Origin of the sequence: Ignatzschineria ureiclastica (genome assembly GCF_003121845.1) — a bacterium.
GTDB lineage: Bacteria > Pseudomonadota > Gammaproteobacteria > Cardiobacteriales > Wohlfahrtiimonadaceae > Ignatzschineria > Ignatzschineria ureiclastica.
The window spans coordinates 87,180-108,654 of record NZ_QEWQ01000006.1 but is presented as its reverse complement, the minus strand read 5'-3'; the positions used below and the strand labels follow the sequence as shown (position 1 = coordinate 108,654).

Genomic DNA, 21,475 nt, shown 5'->3' with positions numbered 1-21,475 from the left:
GAGAATTCCTGATGAAATCCTTTTTATTACTCAAAACTTATTTGGCCAAATGGCAGGTACCCTTACCGTTTTGGGGCGTGTTGTTGATCACATCCTTGTTATTTGCGACAGTAGAGAATATCGTTTTCTGGCGAGAGTTTTATTATTTAATGAGCTTTGATGGCTTTGGCAGTTACCTCTTTGCTTTTTCGGTATTCCTCGTACTTTGGTCAGCCAATTTAATCATTGTCTCCTGCTTATTGTGGAAACGTATCGGCGCTGGTATTTTGTTGATACTACTGCTTTTATGTACCATTTTTAATTACTACTCTTATCGTTATCAGATCTATATGGATCGCGATATGCTCATTAACATTATCGAAACCCACAGCGGAGAAGTGGTGAATCTTTTAAGTTTTCAGTTAGTGATTTGGATTTTATTGGGGGTATTAGTACCGTTTGCGCTCTATCTATTGATGAAGGTTAGGCCGATCAGCTGGTGGAAGAGCCTTTTACAGCGAGTATTATTAATAATCGGCGCCCTATTGTTGTCAGGGGCTATAGCGCTGATCTTCTATAAAGATTATGCCTCTTTTTTCCGTAATCATCGACAAGTACAGAAACTGATTATGCCGATTAGTTATGCCACAAGTGCTATCTCTTATCTTAAAAAACAGTATGAGGATCAATTGCCTTTTGAAAAAGTGGGTGAAGATGCGACCTTACAAAAGCCCGTAGGATCAGAGAAAACGCTCTTTGTGATTGTGGTTGGGGAAACGGCAAGAAGCAAGAATTTCTCTTTAAATGGATATCAGAAGGAGACAAATCCACTGTTAGCACAACAAGATGTAATTAGTTTTCGGGAATTCTATTCTTGTGGGACGGCAACCGCCATTTCTGTGCCTTGTATGTTTTCTCGATTAACGCGTGCTAATTTTGATAAGAGCCGAGCTCAGAATCAAGAGAATGCCCTCGATATCTTACAGCGCGTAGGTTACAAAGTATTATGGCGGGAGAATGATAATGGATGTAAAGGTGTGTGTGATCGAGTCCCTACGGAATTTGTGGAGGAGTATGTTAATCAGCCTAAATCGATCACCGGTTTTTATCATGATGAATATCTGCTTGAGAATCTTAAATCCTACATCGAATCCCAAGAGAACCAAGATGAGAATCTTGTGATTGTATTACACATGAATGGCAGTCATGGCCCCACTTATTATCAGCGTTATCCCGATGATTTCCGTCATTTCACGCCGAGTTGCGATACGAATAAGATTGAAAATTGTGATTTAACCGCACTTGAGAATGTGTACGATAATACAATTCGTTATACCGATTATGTATTGAATGAAACCATTGAACTGCTTAAAAGTTTTGACGGGGAATATGAGACATCGATGATCTATCTATCAGATCATGGCGAATCATTGGGTGAAAACCGTTTCTATCTTCATGGTGCACCTTATGCCATTGCACCGAAAGAGCAGAGACATGTGCCGTTTATCTTCTGGGCGAATCAGGATTTTTACCAAAACCGGCAATTAGATCAGAATTGTCTTTCAACAATAGCTAAAGCAGATCCCTTTTCACAGGATAATTTCTTCCATTCACTCTTAGGATTACTCTCCGTTAAGACAAAAGAGTATGATGAATCCTTGGATCTTTTCAAGGCTTGTAGTCGGGTTCCATAATACAGAGGCTGCTCACCTGTGGGATCGTAATCAAGATACTAGCATTTCACATTGGGAATCGCTTTTGGTTTGAACTTAGTAAGAAGTGTTATTGCATCGCCGGAGGGAATAATCTCGTTCTTACAACAAGTGAGCGCCGGCAGTTGTGGCAAATTCGTTGCTGAGAGATTGATGATCACTCACTTGCGGGCGCGGGATCGAGCTGGATTTGCAAGCATTCCGGCCCACCGGGAATCGGCTTTGATGGTAGTATTATCATAATGTTAAATAGATTAATTTTGTCAAGTAAGCTTGCAGAACCATAGGATTACAGAACTATAGGATTGCAGAAAAATAGGGGATAGAATGAAGATATTAGTCGTAGAAGATGATCTCTTATTGCGAAAGGGGTTAGAGAAAGCGCTGATCAAAGAGGGATATGCCGTTGATGTGGCGGAAAATAGAGAGGAAGCCGAGCGTTATCTCGATTCTCAAGAGGCCTTTTACAGTGCGATTTTGTTAGATTTAGGCTTACCTGATGGCCATGGCATCACTTTACTGCAAAAATTGCGTGGCCAAAAGAATCAGGTACCGGTGTTGATTATTACCGCCCGGGATACCCTCGATGATCGAGTGAAAGGATTAGATGCCGGCGCGGATGACTATCTGCTCAAACCTTTTGAATTAGCAGAACTCTACGCAAGATTGCGGGCGATTATCCGCCGGCATTGTGGTGTGGCGAATAATCAGGTGGTTATTGATGATTTTACGCTCGATTTGATGCAAAAAGAGATCCATTACCAAGGAGAGCTTTTAGAATTGACCTTACGAGAATACGCCATTTTATCACGTTTGCTCTTAAAATATGGACAAGTGGTTCCGAGAGAATTTTTGGTGCAAGATCTCTACTCATGGCAGGATTCCTTAGGATCCAATACGCTAGAAGTCTATATTCATCGCTTACGACAAAAACTCGGTAAAGCGCGTATTGAGACCGTACGGGGTTATGGTTATCAATTAGTCTCGGAGTCGAAGGCATGAGCTTAAAACGCCGTTTAATGTTGCTCTTTTCTCTGATTTTATTAGTTTCAGGTGTGATTATTATCGGTCTTGTCGGTTATGAAACGAGTGAGCAGATGGATATTCTGACAGATACGATTTTAACCGATAGTGAAAAGATTCAAGAAATGCAACATGAGATTCAAGAGATATTAGTGGCGATCTCTATCTTTGTCGGGGTTGTGCTATTGGGTGCGCTTTTGATGATTCGCTATGTGACAAATCAATTTTTAACGCCTTTTGTGAATCTTGTTGCGCAGTTATCAGAGCGTGGATCCCTCAATTTAACACCGATTATCATTGAGTCCCGTTCTAAGGAAGTTAATCTGATTGCTGGAAAAATCAATCATTTATTGTCGAACATTAGTCAGCGTATTGATCATGAAAAACAATTTACCGCCGATGTTGCTCACGAATTAAGAACGCCACTAGCGGGGATGCGATTAACGCTCGAGCTTATGGATGATCTACCGGAGAAACCACTACTGATTGCACGAATCGATGAGCTTTTAATTACGATTGAGCGGTTACTACAATTTGCGCGTGCAAGTCATGAGTTGCACTCAGATCAAGTGGCAGAATTATCGTTCTATCAAGAGGTGATTCAACCACTACAAAATGAGTATCGAGATAATTTTCCGCATCCTATTATTTGGAATATCCCGGCTGATCTTAAAGTTCGAGGAGATGCAAGTTTGCTCTACCTACTTCTGAAAAATCTATTAGATAATGTGCAGTTTTATGCAGGGCAAGGTGAGAATACTGAAGTATTGGCGCAAAAGACTGCGACAGGGATAGAACTTATTGTTGAAGATCGAGGGCCGGGCATGAGCGAAGTACAAAGGCTTGCCATGACAGAACGGTTTCAACGGGCTGATGAATCTCGGCAAGGATTTGGTCTAGGGCTGAATATCGTGCAAAAAATTGTCGAAGCCCATCAAGGTTCCTTGCGGTTTGACGCGCGATTAGATGGCCAGCCGGGGCTGCGAGTGGTTGTATTACTGAACGATTAAAGAGCATTGCAGTCATTAAGGGAGCGATATTTACCTTATACTTTTTTCACAAAAAATCTCAACTTTCTTTATGATAAAGCTTTATTATAAATAGATGTATTCATAGATAACGCTATGAATTTTCATAATAAGTATCAAAGGTTTTATGATAGGGAAGAGAGGACATCATGAATAAAAAAGAGGTCGTGGTATTAGGTGGTGGCGTTGCTGGTTTAGAATTTATCTATCGTTTGGCAAAGCAGGATAAAAATCAACGATTTAATCTCACTTTAATTGATCGTAATGCGCTTCATATCTGGAAACCGATGCTTCACACCTTTGCAGCAGGCAGTCAATCGGCCGATGAACAGAGCATTCTATTTTTAGCACAAGCTAAGCGACATGGTTTTCTCTATCAGCCGGGAACGGTAGAAAATATCGATCGAGAGGCAAGACAAATCACGTTAGCCGCTCATTATGATGAAACCAATGAAGAGATTTTACCTGTTAGATCAGTGCATTATGATTACTTAATTGTCGCTATGGGCAGTCAGAGTAATGACTTTGGCATCAAAGGGGTAAAAGAGTATGCGAGTAAAGTGGATGATCTTCGTAGTGCTTTAGAATTTCGTCGAGTCTTTACCGATCAATTAATGCGTTCAGCGCTGTTGAAGCAGAAATATCATCTCATTATTGTCGGTGCCGGCGCTACGGGTGTTGAGTTGAGTGGTGAGTTGATTGATCAGTTAAAAATCAGTTCGAGCTATAGCAATGAAGATTTAATGCAATATATGGATATTACCGTTATTCAGGCAGATGACCGGGTGCTTCCCACATTTAAACCCACCATTAGTGAATCGGTACGCCAATCGATGGAAAAGATTGGTGTAAAAGTATTGCTCTCTACTTCCGTATCAGAAGTCTTTGAAGATCATGTGGAGCTTAAAGATGGCGAAACGCTTCCGGCAGATCGCGTGGTATGGACTGCCGGTATTAAAGCACCGGATGTGCTTAAAACTCTGCAAGATGTAGAATTAACAAGAATCTCGCAGTTAGTGGTTGATCCCTATTTTCGAGTGTTGAATGATAATCGTATTTTTGCCATTGGGGATTGTTCTTATGTGAAAGAAGCACCTTTAGCCCCGACGGCGCAGTCAGCTTCTCAAGAAGCGCTCTATTTGAGCAAATATTTTGTGCAGATTATTGCCGGTAATGAATCAATGATTCCAGACTTTAAATATGTTGATCGAGGTTCGCTAGTGAGTATTGGTCAATATGCTTCTTTCGGAATGTTCGGTCGAAATACGGTATTCAAAGGTTTAGAATTTCGAGGGTTATCGGCAAAAGTGGCGCATATTACACTCTATCGCCGGCATCAGATGCGAATTTTAGGCATTTGGAGCGGTCTTTGTGCTTGGTGCGCCGATCAGTTCCGCCGTTGGGCTAAAACCCGTTAGTACCATACTTTAGGTATATAAAACTAGCTTAAAAGAAGCATCATTTAAAGGCCGGCAGATCGGTTGTAAGAAGTAAGGGACAGGTTCTAGCCGGCCTCTTGCAAGCGGTGTTGAATATGATTTAATGCTTTTTTAAATTCCTAAAAAAGACCCAGTTACATTATGCAACTGGGTAAAATGTGAACGTTTAAAAGGAGGAATAAACGGTTCTCTTTTAATATGGGGATGATTATTCTTTTTCAAAGAGCGGTGTTGAAAGATATTTTTCACCGCTATCAGGAAGAATGACGACGATATTTTTCCCTTTATTCTCTGCCCGTTTCGCCACTTCGACGGCCGCTTTAATGGCAGCACTTGAAGAGATCCCGACGAGTAATCCCTCTGTTGCGGCCACCTCTTTAGCCAATTCAAATGCCTCGCTATCAGAGATGGTAATCACTTCATCGTAGACTTTAGTATCGAGTGTCTCAGGAATGAAGCCTGCACCGATCCCTTGAATCTTATGGGGCCCTGCTGTGCCTTTTGATAGCACCGGAGAAGATTCAGGTTCAACGGCAATCACTTGAATCTTAGGATTTTGAGCTTTGAGATATTCCCCGATCCCGGTAATTGTACCGCCGGTACCGATACCCGCGATGACGATATCCACTTTCCCTTCGGTATCATTCCAAATTTCAGGACCTGTTGTTTCACGATGTGCTTTGGGATTTGCCGGATTAACAAACTGTCCAAGGATCACAGCATTGGGAATTTCCTTTGCTAATTCATCCGCACGACCAATAGCCCCTTTCATCCCTTTAGCCCCTTCCGTAAGGACTAATTCCGCACCGTAGGCTTTCAGGAGATTTCGGCGCTCAATACTCATTGTTTCAGGCATTGTCAGGATAATACGGTAACCTTTCGCTGCTGCAACGGAGGCTAAGCCAATGCCGGTATTACCGCTCGTGGGTTCGATAATCACTGATCCTTTTTTGAGAATGCCAGCTTTTTCTGCGGTATCAATCATCGCAAAGGCAATTCGATCTTTCACACTACCTGCGGGATTGAGGTATTCTAGCTTTCCTAATAATGGCGTAGAAAGGCCTTGCTCTCGGGAGAAGCGATTAAGCTGCAGTAAGGGCGTATTACCAATGAGTTCAGTTAAGCTTGCGTAAATTTTAGCCATAATATGGATTCCTCTCTAAAATGCGATAATCTTCGGATCATTTAAAAATGAGTTGACGGATATTAGTCATACCTATAATATATGTTTTGTGTGTATTAATCTAACAATATCAGGTTATTTCGCTGATTGTCAATGATATTCACAAGCAGTAAGTATCTTTTTACCGATTATCGTTTTTTGAGAATAGATCTTACTTCTTCAAATCTTATCTATTAGGAGATCTTATGAAATTATCTGCCAAATCTCGTTATGCTTTAGCCTCACTTGTGAAGATGGCGCTCGTGCATCAAGCCCAGCCAACGGTGACTGTACTCGAGATTGCTGAAACATTGGAAATCTCTAAGATCTACCTCGAGCGGATCTTCTCCGAATTACGTCGTGGCGAAGTCGTTGGTTCTATTAAAGGATCGCAAGGGGGCTACTATTTAACAAAAGCGCCCAATGAAACCACCTTGTATGAGATTCTCGCAAGCGTGGAACCGGCATTATTTGCCACTAATGATGCAACGGTAGAGACGACTGCGCCGAAAATTGAGCGTGCGCTGACAGCGGTTGTTTATGAACCGATGCACAATACATTAGAAACCTTACTGAAAGGCATTACCCTCTCAGACATCGCATTACAAGCGCAAGGGGAAGAGGGGAATTATATGTATTATCTGTAAGCGCAATCGTTAGTCAATTGTTAGCTGATTGTTAGCAGATTGCTATTCGTCATTGAAGAAAACCCGATATCTGTAGAAGATACCGGGTTTTTGTGTGAAATTGTTTGCGTTGACATTGCTTAACTCAAAATCACGTGGGGATAGAAGCGTGAAAGATCTTGCGTAATTCGAGAATGGTCTTCGCGAACGGAGAGTCCACAGGCGCTATCGCCGACAATCCAGCTACCGAGTACCACGTGGCTCCCATCGAACACTGGCAGTTTCACATATTCTTGGATAATAGAACCTTCTACGCCATAAGGGCCATCGGCACTTTCAAGGATTTCACCATTTTCCACAATCTCTACATTCGCCCCTTCTCGTGAGAAGAGCGGTTTTTTCACATAGTTCGTTAAGGTTTTAGCCTTAGGATCATTCGCAAAATAGGCCGGCAATAGATAATGGTGATTCGGGAACATCTCCCATAAAAGAGGTAACAAGGCTTTATTCGACAAAATTGCTTTCCACGCAGGCTCAAGCCACAGAGTGCGATTCATATCGAGATAATTCGCAAAATCTTCCCCAAGCATAAATTCCCAAGGATAGAGTTTGAAGATCGCTTGAATCACTTCATCTTGCAGATCGGTATATTCAAGTTCGCTATTAATGCCAATCTCTTCGATATAGAGAAACTCTGTCTCAAGGCCTGCTTCAATCGCACAATCTTGGAGATATTCTACCGTACCACGATCCTCTTCTGAATCTTCGCAGCAGCTAAAGAAGAGCTTCGTCACATTATGGTAAGCCCGTAAATCGCCAAAGCGGGAGATCAGTTTTTCTTGAATGCTATTAAACTGATCCGCAACCATCGGCAGCTTTTTCGCTTCGATCTGATCTTCTAGCCAGAGCCATTGAAAGAAAGCGCTCTCATAGAGTGATGTCGGAGTATCGGCGTTATATTCCAACATTTTGAGATGACCGGCACCATCATAAGCAAAATCAAATCGACCATAGAGTGACGGCGCGCCTTGTTCCCAGGTTTCACGAATATAGCGCCAATTTTGTGGAGGAATTTGAAATTGCTCCAATAGTCGCTCACTTTTCACAACACGATCAACCGCAGCCAGCGCCATTTGATGTAACTCTTCTGTAGCATCTTCAATCAGCTCAATCTCTTTGAGACCAAATTGATAGTAATAATCTTCGCACCAATAGCGTTCCCCATACATCGTATGGAAATTAAAACCATACTCCTCGGCTTGTGCTTGCCAATGAGGCCGCTCTTCAATTGCAACGCGTTTCATTGATTAACCACCTGAAGAGAAGCTACGGCGACTATTGCTAGAAGCACTTGAAGATCTACTATTCGTGGTCGATTTTGCTGAAGAAGCTGCCATATTCTGTTTAGACACCATCTGCCCAAAACCACCGCGACGAAGCGTTTGTCCAGGTTTACCTGGTTTAAGGTCATTTTGATTAACCTTCACTTTACTGCCCGGCGTAACATTACCGAAATTCTTACCACTTGCATCATAAAGATTGCCTTTGCCAGCGCCTGCTTGTGGTGCATAGAGCGGTTTATGTGCCCCAAAACCGCTCATCATACGACCAAAGAGGAATCCCGCCATTAATGGCATCCAGATACTACCGCTAGATTGTTGTGCAGTGGCATTTTCAGAATTGACCGGTGCAATTTGGCAGTTATTTTCACCAAATTCCGCAACGCAATCCTCTCTTGAAGTAAAACGAGGTGCAGTTTCTAAAGCTTCCTGTTGGGCTTTTGCAAAAGTGGTTTCACATAGCGCTTTATCATCAGGATTGTAGCGTACGCACTCTTCAACATTGCGATACATTGACACTTCTTCGGTTTTGGCATCGCTATTGTTACAGGCTGCCACAATAAATGCCGTAGCGACGATAGCCGCTAAAGGCTTTAAGCGTAATGATTTTGGCTTTTTACGAAATTTATCAAGATTAATAGTGGTCGTACGTTTACGCATTCTAGAACTCCATGATCAATAGGTTTGATTTACCATATAATGTATCACGTGATTATACAAGATTTACTAGTGATGATGCGGAATTTCAGTGAAATTTATTGAAATAAACAAATAGGTTAAATCAAAAAACCGATAGATAATTAAGTGGATAATGAAGCAGTCATGCGGAAAATAATTTGTAAATTTAGTCATCCGCTGCAAGCAATAAGATTGTCATGGGTAAAAGTGATATTGGAGGATTGGCAGTATTAGCAATCTTATCTGAAATACCCATCATTTGATTGAATGATAATATTGAGTTGTAACAAGCTCATAGGAGGCGATGATGCTACAAAAAGGGGAGCGCTTTAATACTTATACCCATCTTTTCGGGACACTATTAGCGATCGGAGGAATGGCTTTTTTGATTGTCTACTCAAGCTTATATGATGATGCTTGGAAAATTGTGAGTGCGGCGATTTATGGTTCGGCCTTAGTCTTACTCTATCTGACATCGACAATCTATCATCTCTTAAATCAAGGGCGAGCAAAGGCGGTATTTCAGGTATTAGATCACTGTGCCATCTATCTGTTGATCGCGGCTAGTTATACCCCTTATACCCTGGTAACCTTACGCGGCCCTTGGGGTTGGTCGCTCTTTGGTGTCTCTTGGGGGCTCTGTGTCATTGGAATCATCCAAGAGGTTTGGATTGGTCGGCGTACACAGATTTTATCGATGATCATCTATCTTGTAATGGGCTGGCTCATTGTTATTGCTGCAAAACCGCTTTCCATCGAGCTCTCAAATGCTGGCATTTTTTGGCTAACACTCGGCGGTATTATTTATACGCTCGGTGTGATCTTTTTTCTTTTAGATGAAAAGGTGAAACATGCCCATGGAATTTGGCATCTTTTTGTCTTGGGAGGCAGTATCTGTCAATACTTTAGTATTCTGTTTTATGTGCATTAGTGATAAAGCTAGAATGAGAATGTAAAAAAAACGAGGCTTTATCAGTATTGAGTTAATAACAAATCGATAACGAGTCGATGAGAACTCAAACACTTCATAATGCCTCGCTTCTGTTCCTTGTAACGATTAATTAGGGCTTATTCCAAGCTAAAGGTAGATCATAACCGGCAAAATTCTCGGCGATATATTTTTGAAAGCCTGCAGAATTCACAATCTCGGTAAAAAGTGTCGCCCACGGTGCAGTAACTTGATCTTCTCGGACAACAGCCCAATTGATAAAGTGTTTACTCGATTCAATGTAGAGGGCATCGGTGAGCGGAATACCGGCATCAACCGCATAATTACCATTAATAATGGCAAAATCTAGATCGTGACGTGCACGCACCATTTGTGCTCCGGCAATTTCGACGATTTGAAGTTGATAGGGATTACTTGCGATATCACTAGTAATGGCTCGGAAGCGGTTAGGAAGATCGGCACGTAATTGGATCCAGCCTAATTGCTCTAAAATCCAAAGTCCTCGCGCAAGATTAGTGATATTAGAGGGAATACCGATTTTTGCCCCTTTTTTGAGCTGATCGAGAGATGCTATTTTGCCGGAATAGAGTCCATAAGGCGCGGTGGGTACTTGTACAAGCGGCGTTAAAGTAGTTTTATAATTTTCATTAAATTCATCAAGATAGGGCTTATGTTGAAAGATATTAATATCGAGTGTGCCGTCATTTAAACTTACATTTTGAATAGTGCCATCAGAGATCTCGGCAAGGGTAAAAGGATACCCATTTTTAGCTAATTCAGGTCCAATATAATCCCGGACAAAATCGGCAAAATCCCCGGCAGTTGTAGCGATATGAATGGTTTTGCCACTTGGGTTTTGGTGATTTTGAGATTGAACATTAGGATTACTGCCACTATTTGTGGGATCACTACATGCAGACAATATTAGCAGTGTTGAGATAGCTAAGGGTTTATTCAGAGATTGTGCATGCGCGCTATAAAAGCGCAATAATGGTCGGATCAGGTAATTGAATAGGGTTAACATAAAAGGCTCCTTTGGGATTATTGTTATAAGTATCGAGTTTGATCATTTTGATTATTGTGATGATGTTTAATGCTTTTGATAACGCCTTGATACGAAATCGATAAGACGATTTTTGGGATTTAGAGTGGTAATTTAAGCAATATCTTCAATGCGAATATCTTGATAGAAACGTTTTGCAACATCAGGATGCGAACGTAAACGGCCTTTTAGAAAATTTTTACCCACTTCAGTAAAGAGCGGGTTTTTCGGGTCTTGCGTAACAGCAAAAGCCTTTCCTTGCAGCGCTTCGGGCAAGGTCACTAGCGGAACAGTGGTATCGAGTTGGGAGGTGAGGAAGTAAGCAATGGAGAAGCGTGATCGACCCACCGGGGTTGGTGCCACACGATGTAGTGTCGCTTTGAGATAGCCTTGTGTGGCTACTTCTAACAGCTCGCCAATATTGACCACAAACGTGCCTTCAATGGGTTCTGCTACAATCCATTCATCGTTGTAGAGCACCTCTAAACCGGGTGTTTCATCTTGTTGTACAAAGGTAATAAAATCCGAATCCTTGTGAGCACCGACACCTTGTAAGCCGCCAACGCCGGGATAATGAATCACTTTACTCATAGCTGAAGGCTGATGTGCATAAGTTTCGGCAAAGAAATCTTCCGGTTGGCCTAAAGCAAGTGCAAAGGCAGAGAGCATGGATTTGGCAAGTTCTGTTTGTGCTGCTTGTAGTTGTTGAAATACTGCCTTAAAACGAGGAAGAGTGGCCGGCCATTGATTCGGGCCTTGAAGGCGTAACCAGGGTTGATTTGCTGGAATTTTTTCAAGAGGAATAGCCTCATATTCGGCCATAAAATCAAACTGCTCTCGGCTATCGGGTTGCTCGCGCGTGATCTCGTCATGTAGACAAGTATAACCTCTAAAATGAGGAGAATGGATCATCTGAATGGCGCGTTTCTCTTCAATAGGCAATTGGAAGAATGCTTTTCCGAGCGCTTTCGCCTCTTTAATAAGGTCTTGAGAGATACCATGATTTTTGAGGTAGAAAAATCCAATTTCATGCGCGGTATAACGTAACTCATCGATAAATTGCTCTCGCGCTTTACCCCCTGCTTGAAAGAGAGAGTAATCGAGAATAGGTAGCGTAAAATCCGTGGTCGTTGTTGTAGTTGCAGTTATTGTAGTGGCTGCTTGAGTGGAAATCTGTGACATATAGGGCTCCTTCGATGAATAGAATTTGAAATTTGAGATAAATTCTTACGGATCTGAAAATCCATAAACCGATTGAGCATCTAAGGGGGAGGGTTTTTCTCTATTTTTGGAGAGAAAATAAACGCTTTAGCTGTTGTGCCCGCAAGCTGTGATCAAATCGGCAATCTATCAGTAAAATATTGTTACATACGTCTATATAATATTTATCACGATGTAAAACAATACATATATGTATATGTTATTTTTATGTGTCAGGTCAACTTTTAATCGTAAATAGCGGTGTAAATAATTGTAGAAGATTCTGATTTCGGGCAATAAAAAAGCCAAGCGGTTAGGCTTGGCTCTTGAGAATGATGATTTTTCTAGACTTCAAGAAAGGCACTTCTTTGAAGAGAATTTTATCATTTTGGATTCTTTTCCCAACTTGAAGGATAGAGGAACCCAGGGAATTTTTCATAACTGTAGGCTTTAAATTCCGCAGAATCAGCAATTTTCTGCATCAGTTTTACCCAAGGTAGTTCACGATTCTCTTGGTTGATGACAATCCAATTGATAAAATCGCGTCCAGGCTCTTGATAGAGCATCTCTGAAAGGGGAATTTTCGCATCATAAGCATAGGTGCCGGTAATGATTCGATAGTCATAGCTATTGGGTTTATTGGCAATGCGATGAGGACGAATTTTCTTGATGACGAGATCATATGGATTATCAATAATATCTCTGACATCCGCAGAATAAGGATCGGCAAGATCTGTGCGCAATTTAATCCAGCCTAAGTTTTCTAACATTCGTAAACCGCGTGCAAAGTCGATCGGCTCAGAGGGAATCGCAATGGTCGCGCCTTCTTTAATATCTGTTAAGCTCTTTAACTTGCCGGGATAGAGTCCATAAGGTGCGGTTGGAACCTGTGCTAAAGGATAGAGAATACTCTCTTGCTCCTCATTAAATTTTTCCATACTAGGTTTATGCTGCACAATATTGAAATCGAGCGTTTTCTGCTCAACACTCACATTGGCAATCCCTACATCAAGTACGGTTGTAAGATCAAGGCGATAAGTAGGATCTTCCTGTGCTTCAAAAGTCGGAATGAAAATATCGCGCGTCATATCAGCCAAATTACCGGGGGATGTACCGATTTTAAACCAGGTTTTCTCCTCATCTTCAGCTTTTTGTTGATGTGTGCGAGTATCTGCTGCATAAACTTGCGTTGTGAAAAGTAAGGCTGTCGCCGTGACTAAAATTGAACGTAATAGTCGAGGAGATCTTTGAGCATTCGACATAGGATAATCCTTTATAATTTTTGTGAAATATTGCTCAAATTATACGCTTAAGGCGGATTCTAGCAAGCATCTTTGAATAGTTAAACAATTGAAAGAGATAAATTAAAAAGTTTTGAAGAAGATTTGCAGAAAGTGATTATCTTTATACAATTTTCGGTAACTAGCTGGGGGATCTTCTTTAAATGTGACATGAGATACAATCGCCTCTATTCCCCTATAGAATGATTGTCATGCTTCTCATTCCGCAGTATAGTAAAAATCTGTGAATTCTTTACGACTGAGTAGATTCTCTATTCATTCAAAGAATTGTTTCGATTTACAATTCATTAGAGCTAGTAGATTATGACAACCATTACCAATATTGAAGATTTACGAATTTTAGCCAAACGCCGTGTACCGAAGATGTTCTACGATTATGTAGATTCGGGATCTTGGACAGAATCGACTTATCGCTCAAATGAATCGGATTTTCAAAAGATCAAGTTAGTGCAGAAAGTGGCACGCAATATGGAAAATCGTAATCTCAAACGAGAAATGCTCGGCATTGAGATGTCGATGCCATTATCTATTGCACCCACAGGTTTAGTGGGAATGGTGCACCCTGATGGAGAGATTTTAGCGGCACGTGCGGCAGCGGAATTTGGCATTCGCTATACTCTATCGACTATGAGTATTGCTTCCCTAGAAGATATTAAGCGAGAAGTGAATAAGCCGTTTTGGTTTCAGCTCTATGTGATGCGGGATCGTAAATTTATGCGTAGCCTCATTGAGCGTGCTAAAGAGGCCGGTTGTGATGCATTAGTGATTACCCTTGACCTACAGATGATTGGTCAGCGGCATAAAGATATTAAAAATGGCCTCTCAGTGCCGCCAAAGCCCACTTTGCGCAATTGGATTAATCTACTCACCAAACAGCGTTGGTGCTGGAGCATGCTTAAAACAAAACGCCGGCAGTTTGGTAATATCGTGGGTTATGTGGATGGTATTGATGATCCAAGTTCGCTCTCTTCCTGGACATCTCAACAATTTGACCCGTCGCTTAATTGGGAAGATATTGCCTGGATCAAAGAAGCATGGGGTGGCAAGATTATCCTTAAAGGGATTTTAGATGCAGAAGATGCCAAATTAGCCAATAGCGTCGGCGCTGATGCGATTGTCGTCAGTAATCATGGTGGTCGTCAGCTTGATGGCGCGCTCTCATCTATTGCGGTCTTGCCCTCTATTGTGGAAGCACTGAAAGGCACGTCGACAGAGGTCTTTATCGATAGCGGTATTCGTTCAGGCCAAGATCTGCTTAAAGCAGTGGCCTTAGGGGCAAAAGGCGGCATGATTGGTCGTGCTTATCTCTATGGCTTAGGCGCTATGGGGCAAGAGGGCGTGATGAAAGCATTAGAACTTATGCGCAATGAATTTGATGTCAGTATGGCCTTTTGTGGCGAAACAGATGTGAATAATGTCGGTCGCCATATCTTAGTACCCTCTACAATTCCCGATCCTTTTAAATAGCTCAAGACGCTGTAAACTTCTTATCTGCAGGCGCGGGATGTGTTTGGTTCTGTAACTAGTCTATCCGCGCCGGCAAGCTTGTAATCCGTTTTTAGTCTTGAGGTCTTAAGCCAAGCGTGTGACAAATGGCGTAAGTGAGCTCCGATCGGTTTAGGGTATAGAAGTGGAAATCTTTAATGCCCTCATTGCGTAGGACTCGAACCATATCGATAGCGATACTTGCACCGACTAAGTTACGGGTTTCGGGATCTTGCTCTAATCCCTCATAGCGTTTATGAAGCCACGAGGGGATTTTGACATTTAAGGGGCCTGCGAATTTCACTAAGGATTCATAGTTCGACACCGGTAAAATGCCCGGAACGATCTCGGCTTCAATGCCGACAGCGACACAACGATCCCGGAAGCGTAAAAAGGCATCAATATCAAAGAAAAACTGACTAATGGCAAGATTAGCACCAGCATCGATTTTGCGTTTTAGATGTAGAAGATCTGCCTGTGCATTTTTTGCATCAGGATGCACTTCAGGGTACGCGGCGACCGAGATATCAAAGTCGTGACGTTTTTTGAGCAGTGAAACGAGATGATCTGCGTAAATACCGGGATTATCCGCGCCTTTTGGCAGATCGCCACGAAGCGCTAAAATTTGACGAATCCCTAAATCCCAATAGTTATCGGCAATTTCATTAAGTTCTTCTTCCGAGGTATCAATACAGGTGAGATGTGGCACTGCAGTGAGATCTGTTTGGGTCACAATATCTTGAATGACTTTATGGGTACGATCACGAGTCGAAGCATTTGCACCGTAAGTCACTGATACAAATTGTGGTTTAAGGACTTTTAGGCGCTCGATGGAGTTCCATAAAGTCTTGACCATTTGCTCGCTATTCGGGGGGAAAAACTCAAAAGAGACATTCACATCCTTGGGTAATTCTGCCAAATTTTGATTTAATAGTTCTACATATTGTGCGCTCATTGCTAACCTCTTTACTTTTATCGTTGTTATTGTTGATCAAGTATCGATCTGTTTTTATGGGGTTACTGGCACAAAAAAAGCCAGCACTCTTTTCTCATCAAGTGTTGGCTTAGTAACTCAACTTATCTTTCAGTGGGAACTCGTTAAAGCTCAACCACTGAAGGAATTAGCACCTTAATTTTCATCAGGTTGCCGGGCATCATAGGGCCTTTCCCTCCACCGCTCTTGATAAGATATGATATTAAATGTGTTGTTTTATTAATATCAGACTTTAATCACTATAGAGGAAGATGACAGGCAAATGCAAATTTTTTGTTGTAAAGATTGTTGACCCTTTATCCGTTTTTGAATGATATAGTAAAAGTAAGACAGGATCATTATTGATCATTGTTTTAGAAGAAAGTGATTAAAAACTTGAAAGTGAGCCTATTAGCCTCATTATTATAAGTAAGCTCGTTATTGTATTAGTTGTAAATAAGTAATGGTTCAAACTCAATTTTGAAGCGGAAATCTCTAAGATTGAGAAGCAAACAGTTATCAGGAGAGTAGTTTTTCAGACGATTCAATCTGAATGGCAAGACGCTAAACATTCACATTTGTCACAATGAATAAGGAGTAACATTATGAAAAAACAGTTATTAGTGGTAGCACTCGCAGGATTATTCTTGGCCGGTTGTCAAACGACTACCGCATTAGTGCCGGAGAAAGTAGAAGCAACACCACAATTACAAAAAGCGATCCATAACTATACCAAAGATAATAAAACAGATTATAAAGTCGCTTATGCGGATCTCAATAATGATGGTATTCAAGATAGTATTGTTCTGCTTGAAGGGGCTGAATGGTGTGGTTCTGGGGGCTGTACAATGTTAGTGTATGAGGGCTTACCGAGTGGGGATTATAAATTAGCCTCTTCCTCAACGGTTGCAAGCGCACCGATCTATGTATTAGAGCAAACCTCGAATGGTTGGTCTGATCTATCCGTTTATAGTACCGGCAAAGGGCAGGTCGTGATGAAGTGGGGCGGTTCGGGTTACCCTTCTAATCCGTCGTTACAACCCACTTTGATTATCGATAATAAAACAGTCAAACCGGCTATTCCTGATATCAAAATTCCTTAATGGAAATAAGAAGTAATGCAATTAATCTCTAGCTAAGACTTTAGTCGTAATGCCTTTAGTGGTGATTAGTAGTAATAGTTTTAGTATTGATTGATAGTTTGCTCAATACAATAGAGAAAAGATGACAAACGCTACTGAGAGAAATCTTAGTGGCGTTTTTTCCGATTGGGATTCCCATTATTTTTGATAAAAAATGATAGACATTCCTATCGGCTTGCATAATGATAAGAAACAGTGTGGTTTTCACTTGAGTGAAAGAAGTAGAACGGATTTTTATCAACATATTCGCTCTAATAACAAATAGATAGTTTTAGGGAAATCTAGGGGAATTCGGTAAACTGATCGATTAAAATAATGTTCAATGTGATTACAAGATCATCATTATTGTAACGATTGATCAATAGTTCATCCCAATTTTAAATGATCTCATAGATGATCTAAGAGACTGTCTGATAGATAATAGAAGTCATCAATATTACACAATAATAGAAGATGTTAACGCGAGGAGCAGTAATGGATGTAGTAGCACAATTGAGATCTTTAGTCACCCAACGGATTTTAATTTTAGATGGCGCAATGGGAACGATGATCCAAAAGCACCGGTTAGAAGAAGCCGATTTTCGGGGGGAACGATTTGCTGATTGGCCACAAGATCTTAAGGGTAATAATGACCTACTTTCCATTACGCAGCCTGATATTATTCGCAATATTCATCGTGCTTATCTCGAAGCCGGCGCTGATCTATTAGAAACGAATACTTTTAATGCTACCCGAATGTCGATGGCCGATTATGGGATGGAAGCATTGGCCTATGAGCTCAATTTTGCCGGCGCGCAATTGGCCAAAGAGGCTTGCGCCGAATATTCAACGCCAGATAAACCTCGATTTGTGGTCGGGGTTTTAGGCCCAACGAGTAAAACAGCTTCGATCTCGCCTGATGTTAATGATCCTGGGTTTCGTAATACCAGTTTTGACGCATTAGTAGAGGGCTATCTTGAAGCACTCGCCGGCTTAATTGATGGTGGTTCCGATATTTTGATGGTGGAAACGATCTTCGATACACTCAATGCTAAAGCTGCACTCTTTGCGATTGAAACGATCTTTGAAACCCGTAATATTCGTTTGCCGGTAATGATTTCAGGGACGATTACTGATGCTTCAGGCAGAACACTTTCCGGTCAAACGACAGAAGCATTCTACAATGCGCTGCGACATATTCGTCCATTTTCAATAGGGCTGAACTGTGCGCTAGGTCCTGATATGCTACGGAACTATGTGGCTGAACTATCGCGGATATCAGAATTTTATCTCTCGGCACACGCTAATGCCGGCTTACCGAATGCCTTTGGCGAATATGATCTTGGGCCTGCGGAGATGGCGGCTGAAATGGCCGAGTGGGCAAAATCGGGATTTTTAAATATTGTCGGTGGTTGCTGTGGTACCACGCCGGAGCATATTGCCCAAATCGCAGAAAAAGTCGCAGGGATTGTTCCAAGAGTGCCGGAAGAGAAACCTAAATCACTACGTTTATCGGGATTAGAAGCTTGTAACCTGACGATCGGGCAATCGCTCTTTGCCAATGTGGGAGAGCGAACCAATATTACCGGCTCTCTTCGTTTTAAGAGATTGATTAAAGAGAAAAATTATACAGAAGCTTTAGAAGTTGCCCGGGATCAAGTAGAGAATGGTGCGCAAATCATCGATATCAATATGGATGAGGGAATGCTTGACTCTAAAGCGGAGATGGTGACTTTCTTAAATCTGATAGCCTCTGAGCCGGATATCTCAAAAGTACCGATTATGGTGGATTCTTCTAAATGGGAGATTATTGAGGCGGGGCTTAAATGTATTCAGGGTAAAGGGATTGTCAATTCAATCTCGATGAAAGAGGGGATTGAACCTTTTGTCGCCCAAGCGAAGTTAGCCAAAAAATATGGTGCCGCGATTGTTGTGATGGCATTTGATGAGGATGGGCAAGCGGATAATTATGCGCGCCGCGTAGAGATCTGTTCGAAAGCATACAATATTCTGATCAATGAAGTGGGTTTCCCGGCGGAAGATATCATCTTTGACCCCAATGTGTTTGCAGTGGCAACCGGCATTCCGGAGCATAATCGCTATGGCTTAGATTTCTTAGAAGCTACCCAATGGATTCGGCAAAATCTGCCTTATGCCCATATTTCAGGCGGGATATCTAATGTCTCTTTCTCTTTCCGCGGGAATAACTTTGTACGAGAAGCCATTCACGCGGTCTTTCTCTATCACGCCATTGCCCGCGGGCTTTCGATGGGGATTGTCAATGCCGGACAATTAGCGCTCTACGAGGATATCCCACAAGAATTACGAGATGGTATTGAAGATGTCTTATTTGATCGCGATCCTGAAGCGAGTGAGCGATTATTAGAGCTTGCACAAAAATATCAAGGTGAGGGGGCAGAGCGTAAAGAGGAGAATCTAGCTTGGCGAGAATTGCCGGTAGGTGAGCGTTTAACTCACGCCTTAGTGAATGGGATTGATAGTTATATTGAGGAAGATACAGAATTAGCGCGGCAGAGTTTTGCCCGACCGATTGAGGTAATCGAAGGGCCTTTAATGACCGGTATGAACGTGGTCGGCGATCTATTCGGCGATGGTAAGATGTTCTTGCCACAAGTGGTAAAATCGGCGCGCGTTATGAAGCGAGCAGTGGCTTACTTGATTCCTTTTATCGAGGAAGAGAAGAAAAAATTTGGCGATACGAGTCAATCAAATGGCAAAATTTTGATGGCAACGGTGAAGGGCGATGTGCATGATATCGGTAAAAATATTGTCGGTGTTGTGTTGCAATGTAATAACTTTGAAGTGATTGATATGGGCGTTATGGTGCCAACGCCGGCGATTATCGAAAAGGCCTTGGCCGAGAAAGTCGATGTCATCGGGCTTTCGGGGCTTATTACCCCGTCACTAGAAGAGATGGTGGGTTTTGCGAAAGAGATGGAACGTTTAGGGCTCGATATTCCGGTGATGATTGGTGGTGCGACCACTTCTATTGCCCATACGGCAGTGAGAATTGCCCCACAATATAGCCATACAGTGATACATGTCCGCGATGCTTCTCGTTCTGTGGGCGTGGCGCAATCGTTAATTAGTCCAGAATTACGGGATGAATTTAAGCGAAATGTGAAAGAGGATTATGAAAAGCGCCGAAAGGCCTATTTAGAGCGGCAGCGCGATATTAAGTTAATTCCTTTTAATCAGGCGGTTGAGAATAAATTAACACTCACTTTTGATGCTATTGTGAAGCCAAAGCAGTTGGGGATTTTTGAATTTGAAGTACCGCTCTCTGAATTAGTGGATACAATCGATTGGACACCCTTTTTTGCATCGTGGCAATTACGAGGAAAATTCCCTGATCTCTTGCAAGATGAGGTGATCGGTGAGGAGGCAACTAAGGTCTATCACGATGCGCAGAAGATGCTTACTCAAATTTTAGAGGGTAATTGGTTAACGGCAAAAGCGGTGGTTGGACTATTCCCAGCACAAAATGCCGGTGAAAGCACCATTTTATTTACAGATGAAAGTAGAACGGAAGAGCTAGCGCGCTTACATCATCTTCGTCAGCAAACAGAGCGCCCGAATGGGATGCCGAATCGTTCTCTAGCGGATTTTATTGGCGAGGAAGATTATATCGGTGCCTTTGCGTGTACTGCCGGCATTGGGATTGAGCCCTATATCGAAGCTTTTGAAGCAGAACACGATGATTATAGTGCCATTATGCTTAAAGCGCTTGCTGACCGTTTTGCTGAGAGTTTAGCGGAATATCTGCATAAAAAAGTGCGCCGAGAATATTGGGGATATGCAGCGGATGAAACCCTTGATAATGAGGCCTTGATTCGTGAAGAGTATCGTGGGATTCGCCCTGCACCCGGTTATCCCGCTTGCCCTGAACACACCGAAAAAGCTACCTTATGGGAGTTACTAACCCCTACAGAACGGATCGGCCTTGAGATTACCGATAGCTTTGCAATGTATCCACAAGCCGCCGTTTCAGGCTGGTATTTTGCTCACCCTGAAGCCAGCTACTTCGGCGTTGGTAAAATCGGCCGAGATCAAGTGAAAGACTATGCAAACCGCAAAGGCTGGGATCTCAAAGAAGCAGAAAAATGGCTTGCGCCCAATTTAGGGTATGAGCCGGAGGAGTAAGGACGCTTTTATTACGTCAAAATAAAAACCACAATTTATTTGTGGTTTTTTTATATTCATCTCTCTTCTATTTTACAGTAGGGATTATTCATAGCAATCAGTAATAATCCCTTAATTTCGCCTCAATATTCCAACTTATTCCAGATCTAACGCTATTTAATTTGCATAAATATTGATCAATCATCTTTAAAAGAGTCTCAGAGATCAACTTTTAGGACTCTCCAAGAAGATGATGATCGTCTTTTTGAAAAGA

Annotated in this window: 16 protein-coding genes and 1 riboswitch; of the genes, 9 read left to right on the top strand and 7 right to left on the bottom strand. The window is 42.0% G+C overall.

The window, feature by feature from the left end:
• The first annotated feature begins 11 nt into the window (after positions 1-11).
• The 4 genes from DC083_RS08850 to DC083_RS08835 all read left to right on the top strand — a co-directional run bounded on the left by DC083_RS08850 (position 12) and on the right by DC083_RS08835 (position 5,160).
• Positions 12-1,673, top strand: a complete 1,662-nt coding sequence (locus DC083_RS08850) for a phosphoethanolamine transferase (protein ID WP_109189857.1) — start codon at positions 12-14, stop codon at positions 1,671-1,673.
• A 345-nt stretch (positions 1,674-2,018) separates the two neighbouring features.
• Positions 2,019-2,693, top strand: coding sequence for a response regulator (locus DC083_RS08845; protein ID WP_109189856.1), 675 nt, complete (start codon positions 2,019-2,021; stop codon positions 2,691-2,693).
• Positions 2,690-3,724 (top strand): ATP-binding protein, encoded by a 1,035-nt coding sequence (locus DC083_RS08840; RefSeq protein WP_109189855.1) that lies wholly within the window; start codon positions 2,690-2,692, stop codon positions 3,722-3,724. Before DC083_RS08845 ends, DC083_RS08840 begins: the two co-directional genes overlap by 4 nt.
• A 167-nt stretch (positions 3,725-3,891) precedes the next feature.
• Positions 3,892-5,160, top strand: a complete 1,269-nt coding sequence (locus DC083_RS08835) for an NAD(P)/FAD-dependent oxidoreductase (RefSeq protein WP_109189854.1) — start codon at positions 3,892-3,894, stop codon at positions 5,158-5,160.
• Between the two features lie 229 nt (positions 5,161-5,389).
• Here the strand turns inward: DC083_RS08835 and cysK are convergent, their stop codons facing one another.
• Complete coding sequence (gene cysK, locus DC083_RS08830; RefSeq protein WP_026878898.1) at positions 5,390-6,325, bottom strand: cysteine synthase A; 936 nt, start codon at positions 6,323-6,325, stop codon at positions 5,390-5,392.
• 224 nt (positions 6,326-6,549) lie between these two features.
• Between cysK and DC083_RS08825 the strand changes: the two genes are divergently transcribed.
• Positions 6,550-6,990 carry an RrF2 family transcriptional regulator gene (locus DC083_RS08825; protein WP_109189853.1) on the top strand — a complete coding sequence of 147 codons (441 nt, stop codon included), beginning with the start codon at positions 6,550-6,552 and terminating at the stop codon, positions 6,988-6,990.
• A 119-nt stretch (positions 6,991-7,109) separates the two neighbouring features.
• Here DC083_RS08825 and DC083_RS08820 read toward each other — a convergent pair whose 3' ends face one another.
• Both DC083_RS08820 and DC083_RS08815 read right to left on the bottom strand, forming a co-directional pair.
• A complete protein-coding gene (locus tag DC083_RS08820; protein WP_109189852.1) occupies positions 7,110-8,273 on the bottom strand; it encodes a glutathionylspermidine synthase family protein in 1,164 nt (387 codons plus the stop codon).
• Positions 8,274-8,276: 3 nt separating this feature from the next.
• Complete coding sequence (locus DC083_RS08815) at positions 8,277-8,969, bottom strand: DUF1190 domain-containing protein (protein WP_109189851.1); 693 nt, start codon at positions 8,967-8,969, stop codon at positions 8,277-8,279.
• A gap of 322 nt (positions 8,970-9,291) precedes the next feature.
• On the opposite strand from DC083_RS08815, the gene trhA reads away from it, so the two are divergent.
• The gene (gene trhA / locus DC083_RS08810; RefSeq protein WP_109189850.1) at positions 9,292-9,918 is read left to right on the top strand and encodes a PAQR family membrane homeostasis protein TrhA; all 627 of its coding nucleotides are present in this window, start codon (positions 9,292-9,294) and stop codon (positions 9,916-9,918) included.
• A 130-nt stretch (positions 9,919-10,048) separates the two neighbouring features.
• On the opposite strand, the gene DC083_RS08805 is transcribed toward trhA, so the two are convergent.
• The 3 genes from DC083_RS08805 to DC083_RS08795 form a co-directional block, all read right to left on the bottom strand.
• Positions 10,049-10,960 (bottom strand): MetQ/NlpA family ABC transporter substrate-binding protein, encoded by a 912-nt coding sequence (locus tag DC083_RS08805; protein WP_109189849.1) that lies wholly within the window; start codon positions 10,958-10,960, stop codon positions 10,049-10,051.
• A gap of 132 nt (positions 10,961-11,092) precedes the next feature.
• Positions 11,093-12,160, bottom strand: a complete 1,068-nt coding sequence (locus DC083_RS08800; RefSeq protein WP_109189848.1) for an isopenicillin N synthase family dioxygenase — start codon at positions 12,158-12,160, stop codon at positions 11,093-11,095.
• Between the two features lie 401 nt (positions 12,161-12,561).
• Positions 12,562-13,440, bottom strand: coding sequence for a MetQ/NlpA family ABC transporter substrate-binding protein (locus tag DC083_RS08795; RefSeq protein ID WP_109189847.1), 879 nt, complete (start codon positions 13,438-13,440; stop codon positions 12,562-12,564).
• Positions 13,441-13,782: 342 nt separating this feature from the next.
• Between DC083_RS08795 and DC083_RS08790 the strand changes: the two genes are divergently transcribed.
• On the top strand, positions 13,783-14,946 hold the full coding sequence (locus DC083_RS08790) for an alpha-hydroxy acid oxidase (protein ID WP_109189846.1): 1,164 nt from the start codon (positions 13,783-13,785) through the stop codon (positions 14,944-14,946).
• 91 nt (positions 14,947-15,037) lie between these two features.
• Here DC083_RS08790 and metF read toward each other — a convergent pair whose 3' ends face one another.
• Positions 15,038-15,919 carry a methylenetetrahydrofolate reductase gene (gene metF, locus DC083_RS08785; protein WP_109189845.1) on the bottom strand — a complete coding sequence of 294 codons (882 nt, stop codon included), beginning with the start codon at positions 15,917-15,919 and terminating at the stop codon, positions 15,038-15,040.
• Positions 15,920-16,038: 119 nt separating this feature from the next.
• A riboswitch (SAM riboswitch) is annotated at positions 16,039-16,154 on the bottom strand.
• Between the two features lie 388 nt (positions 16,155-16,542).
• On the opposite strand from metF, the gene DC083_RS08780 reads away from it, so the two are divergent.
• Both DC083_RS08780 and metH read left to right on the top strand, forming a co-directional pair.
• Entirely contained in the window at positions 16,543-17,040 is a 498-nt protein-coding gene (locus DC083_RS08780) for a hypothetical protein (protein WP_109189844.1), read from the top strand.
• A gap of 513 nt (positions 17,041-17,553) precedes the next feature.
• Complete coding sequence (metH, locus tag DC083_RS08775; protein ID WP_109189843.1) at positions 17,554-21,222, top strand: methionine synthase; 3,669 nt, start codon at positions 17,554-17,556, stop codon at positions 21,220-21,222.
• Positions 21,223-21,475 lie beyond the last annotated feature (253 nt).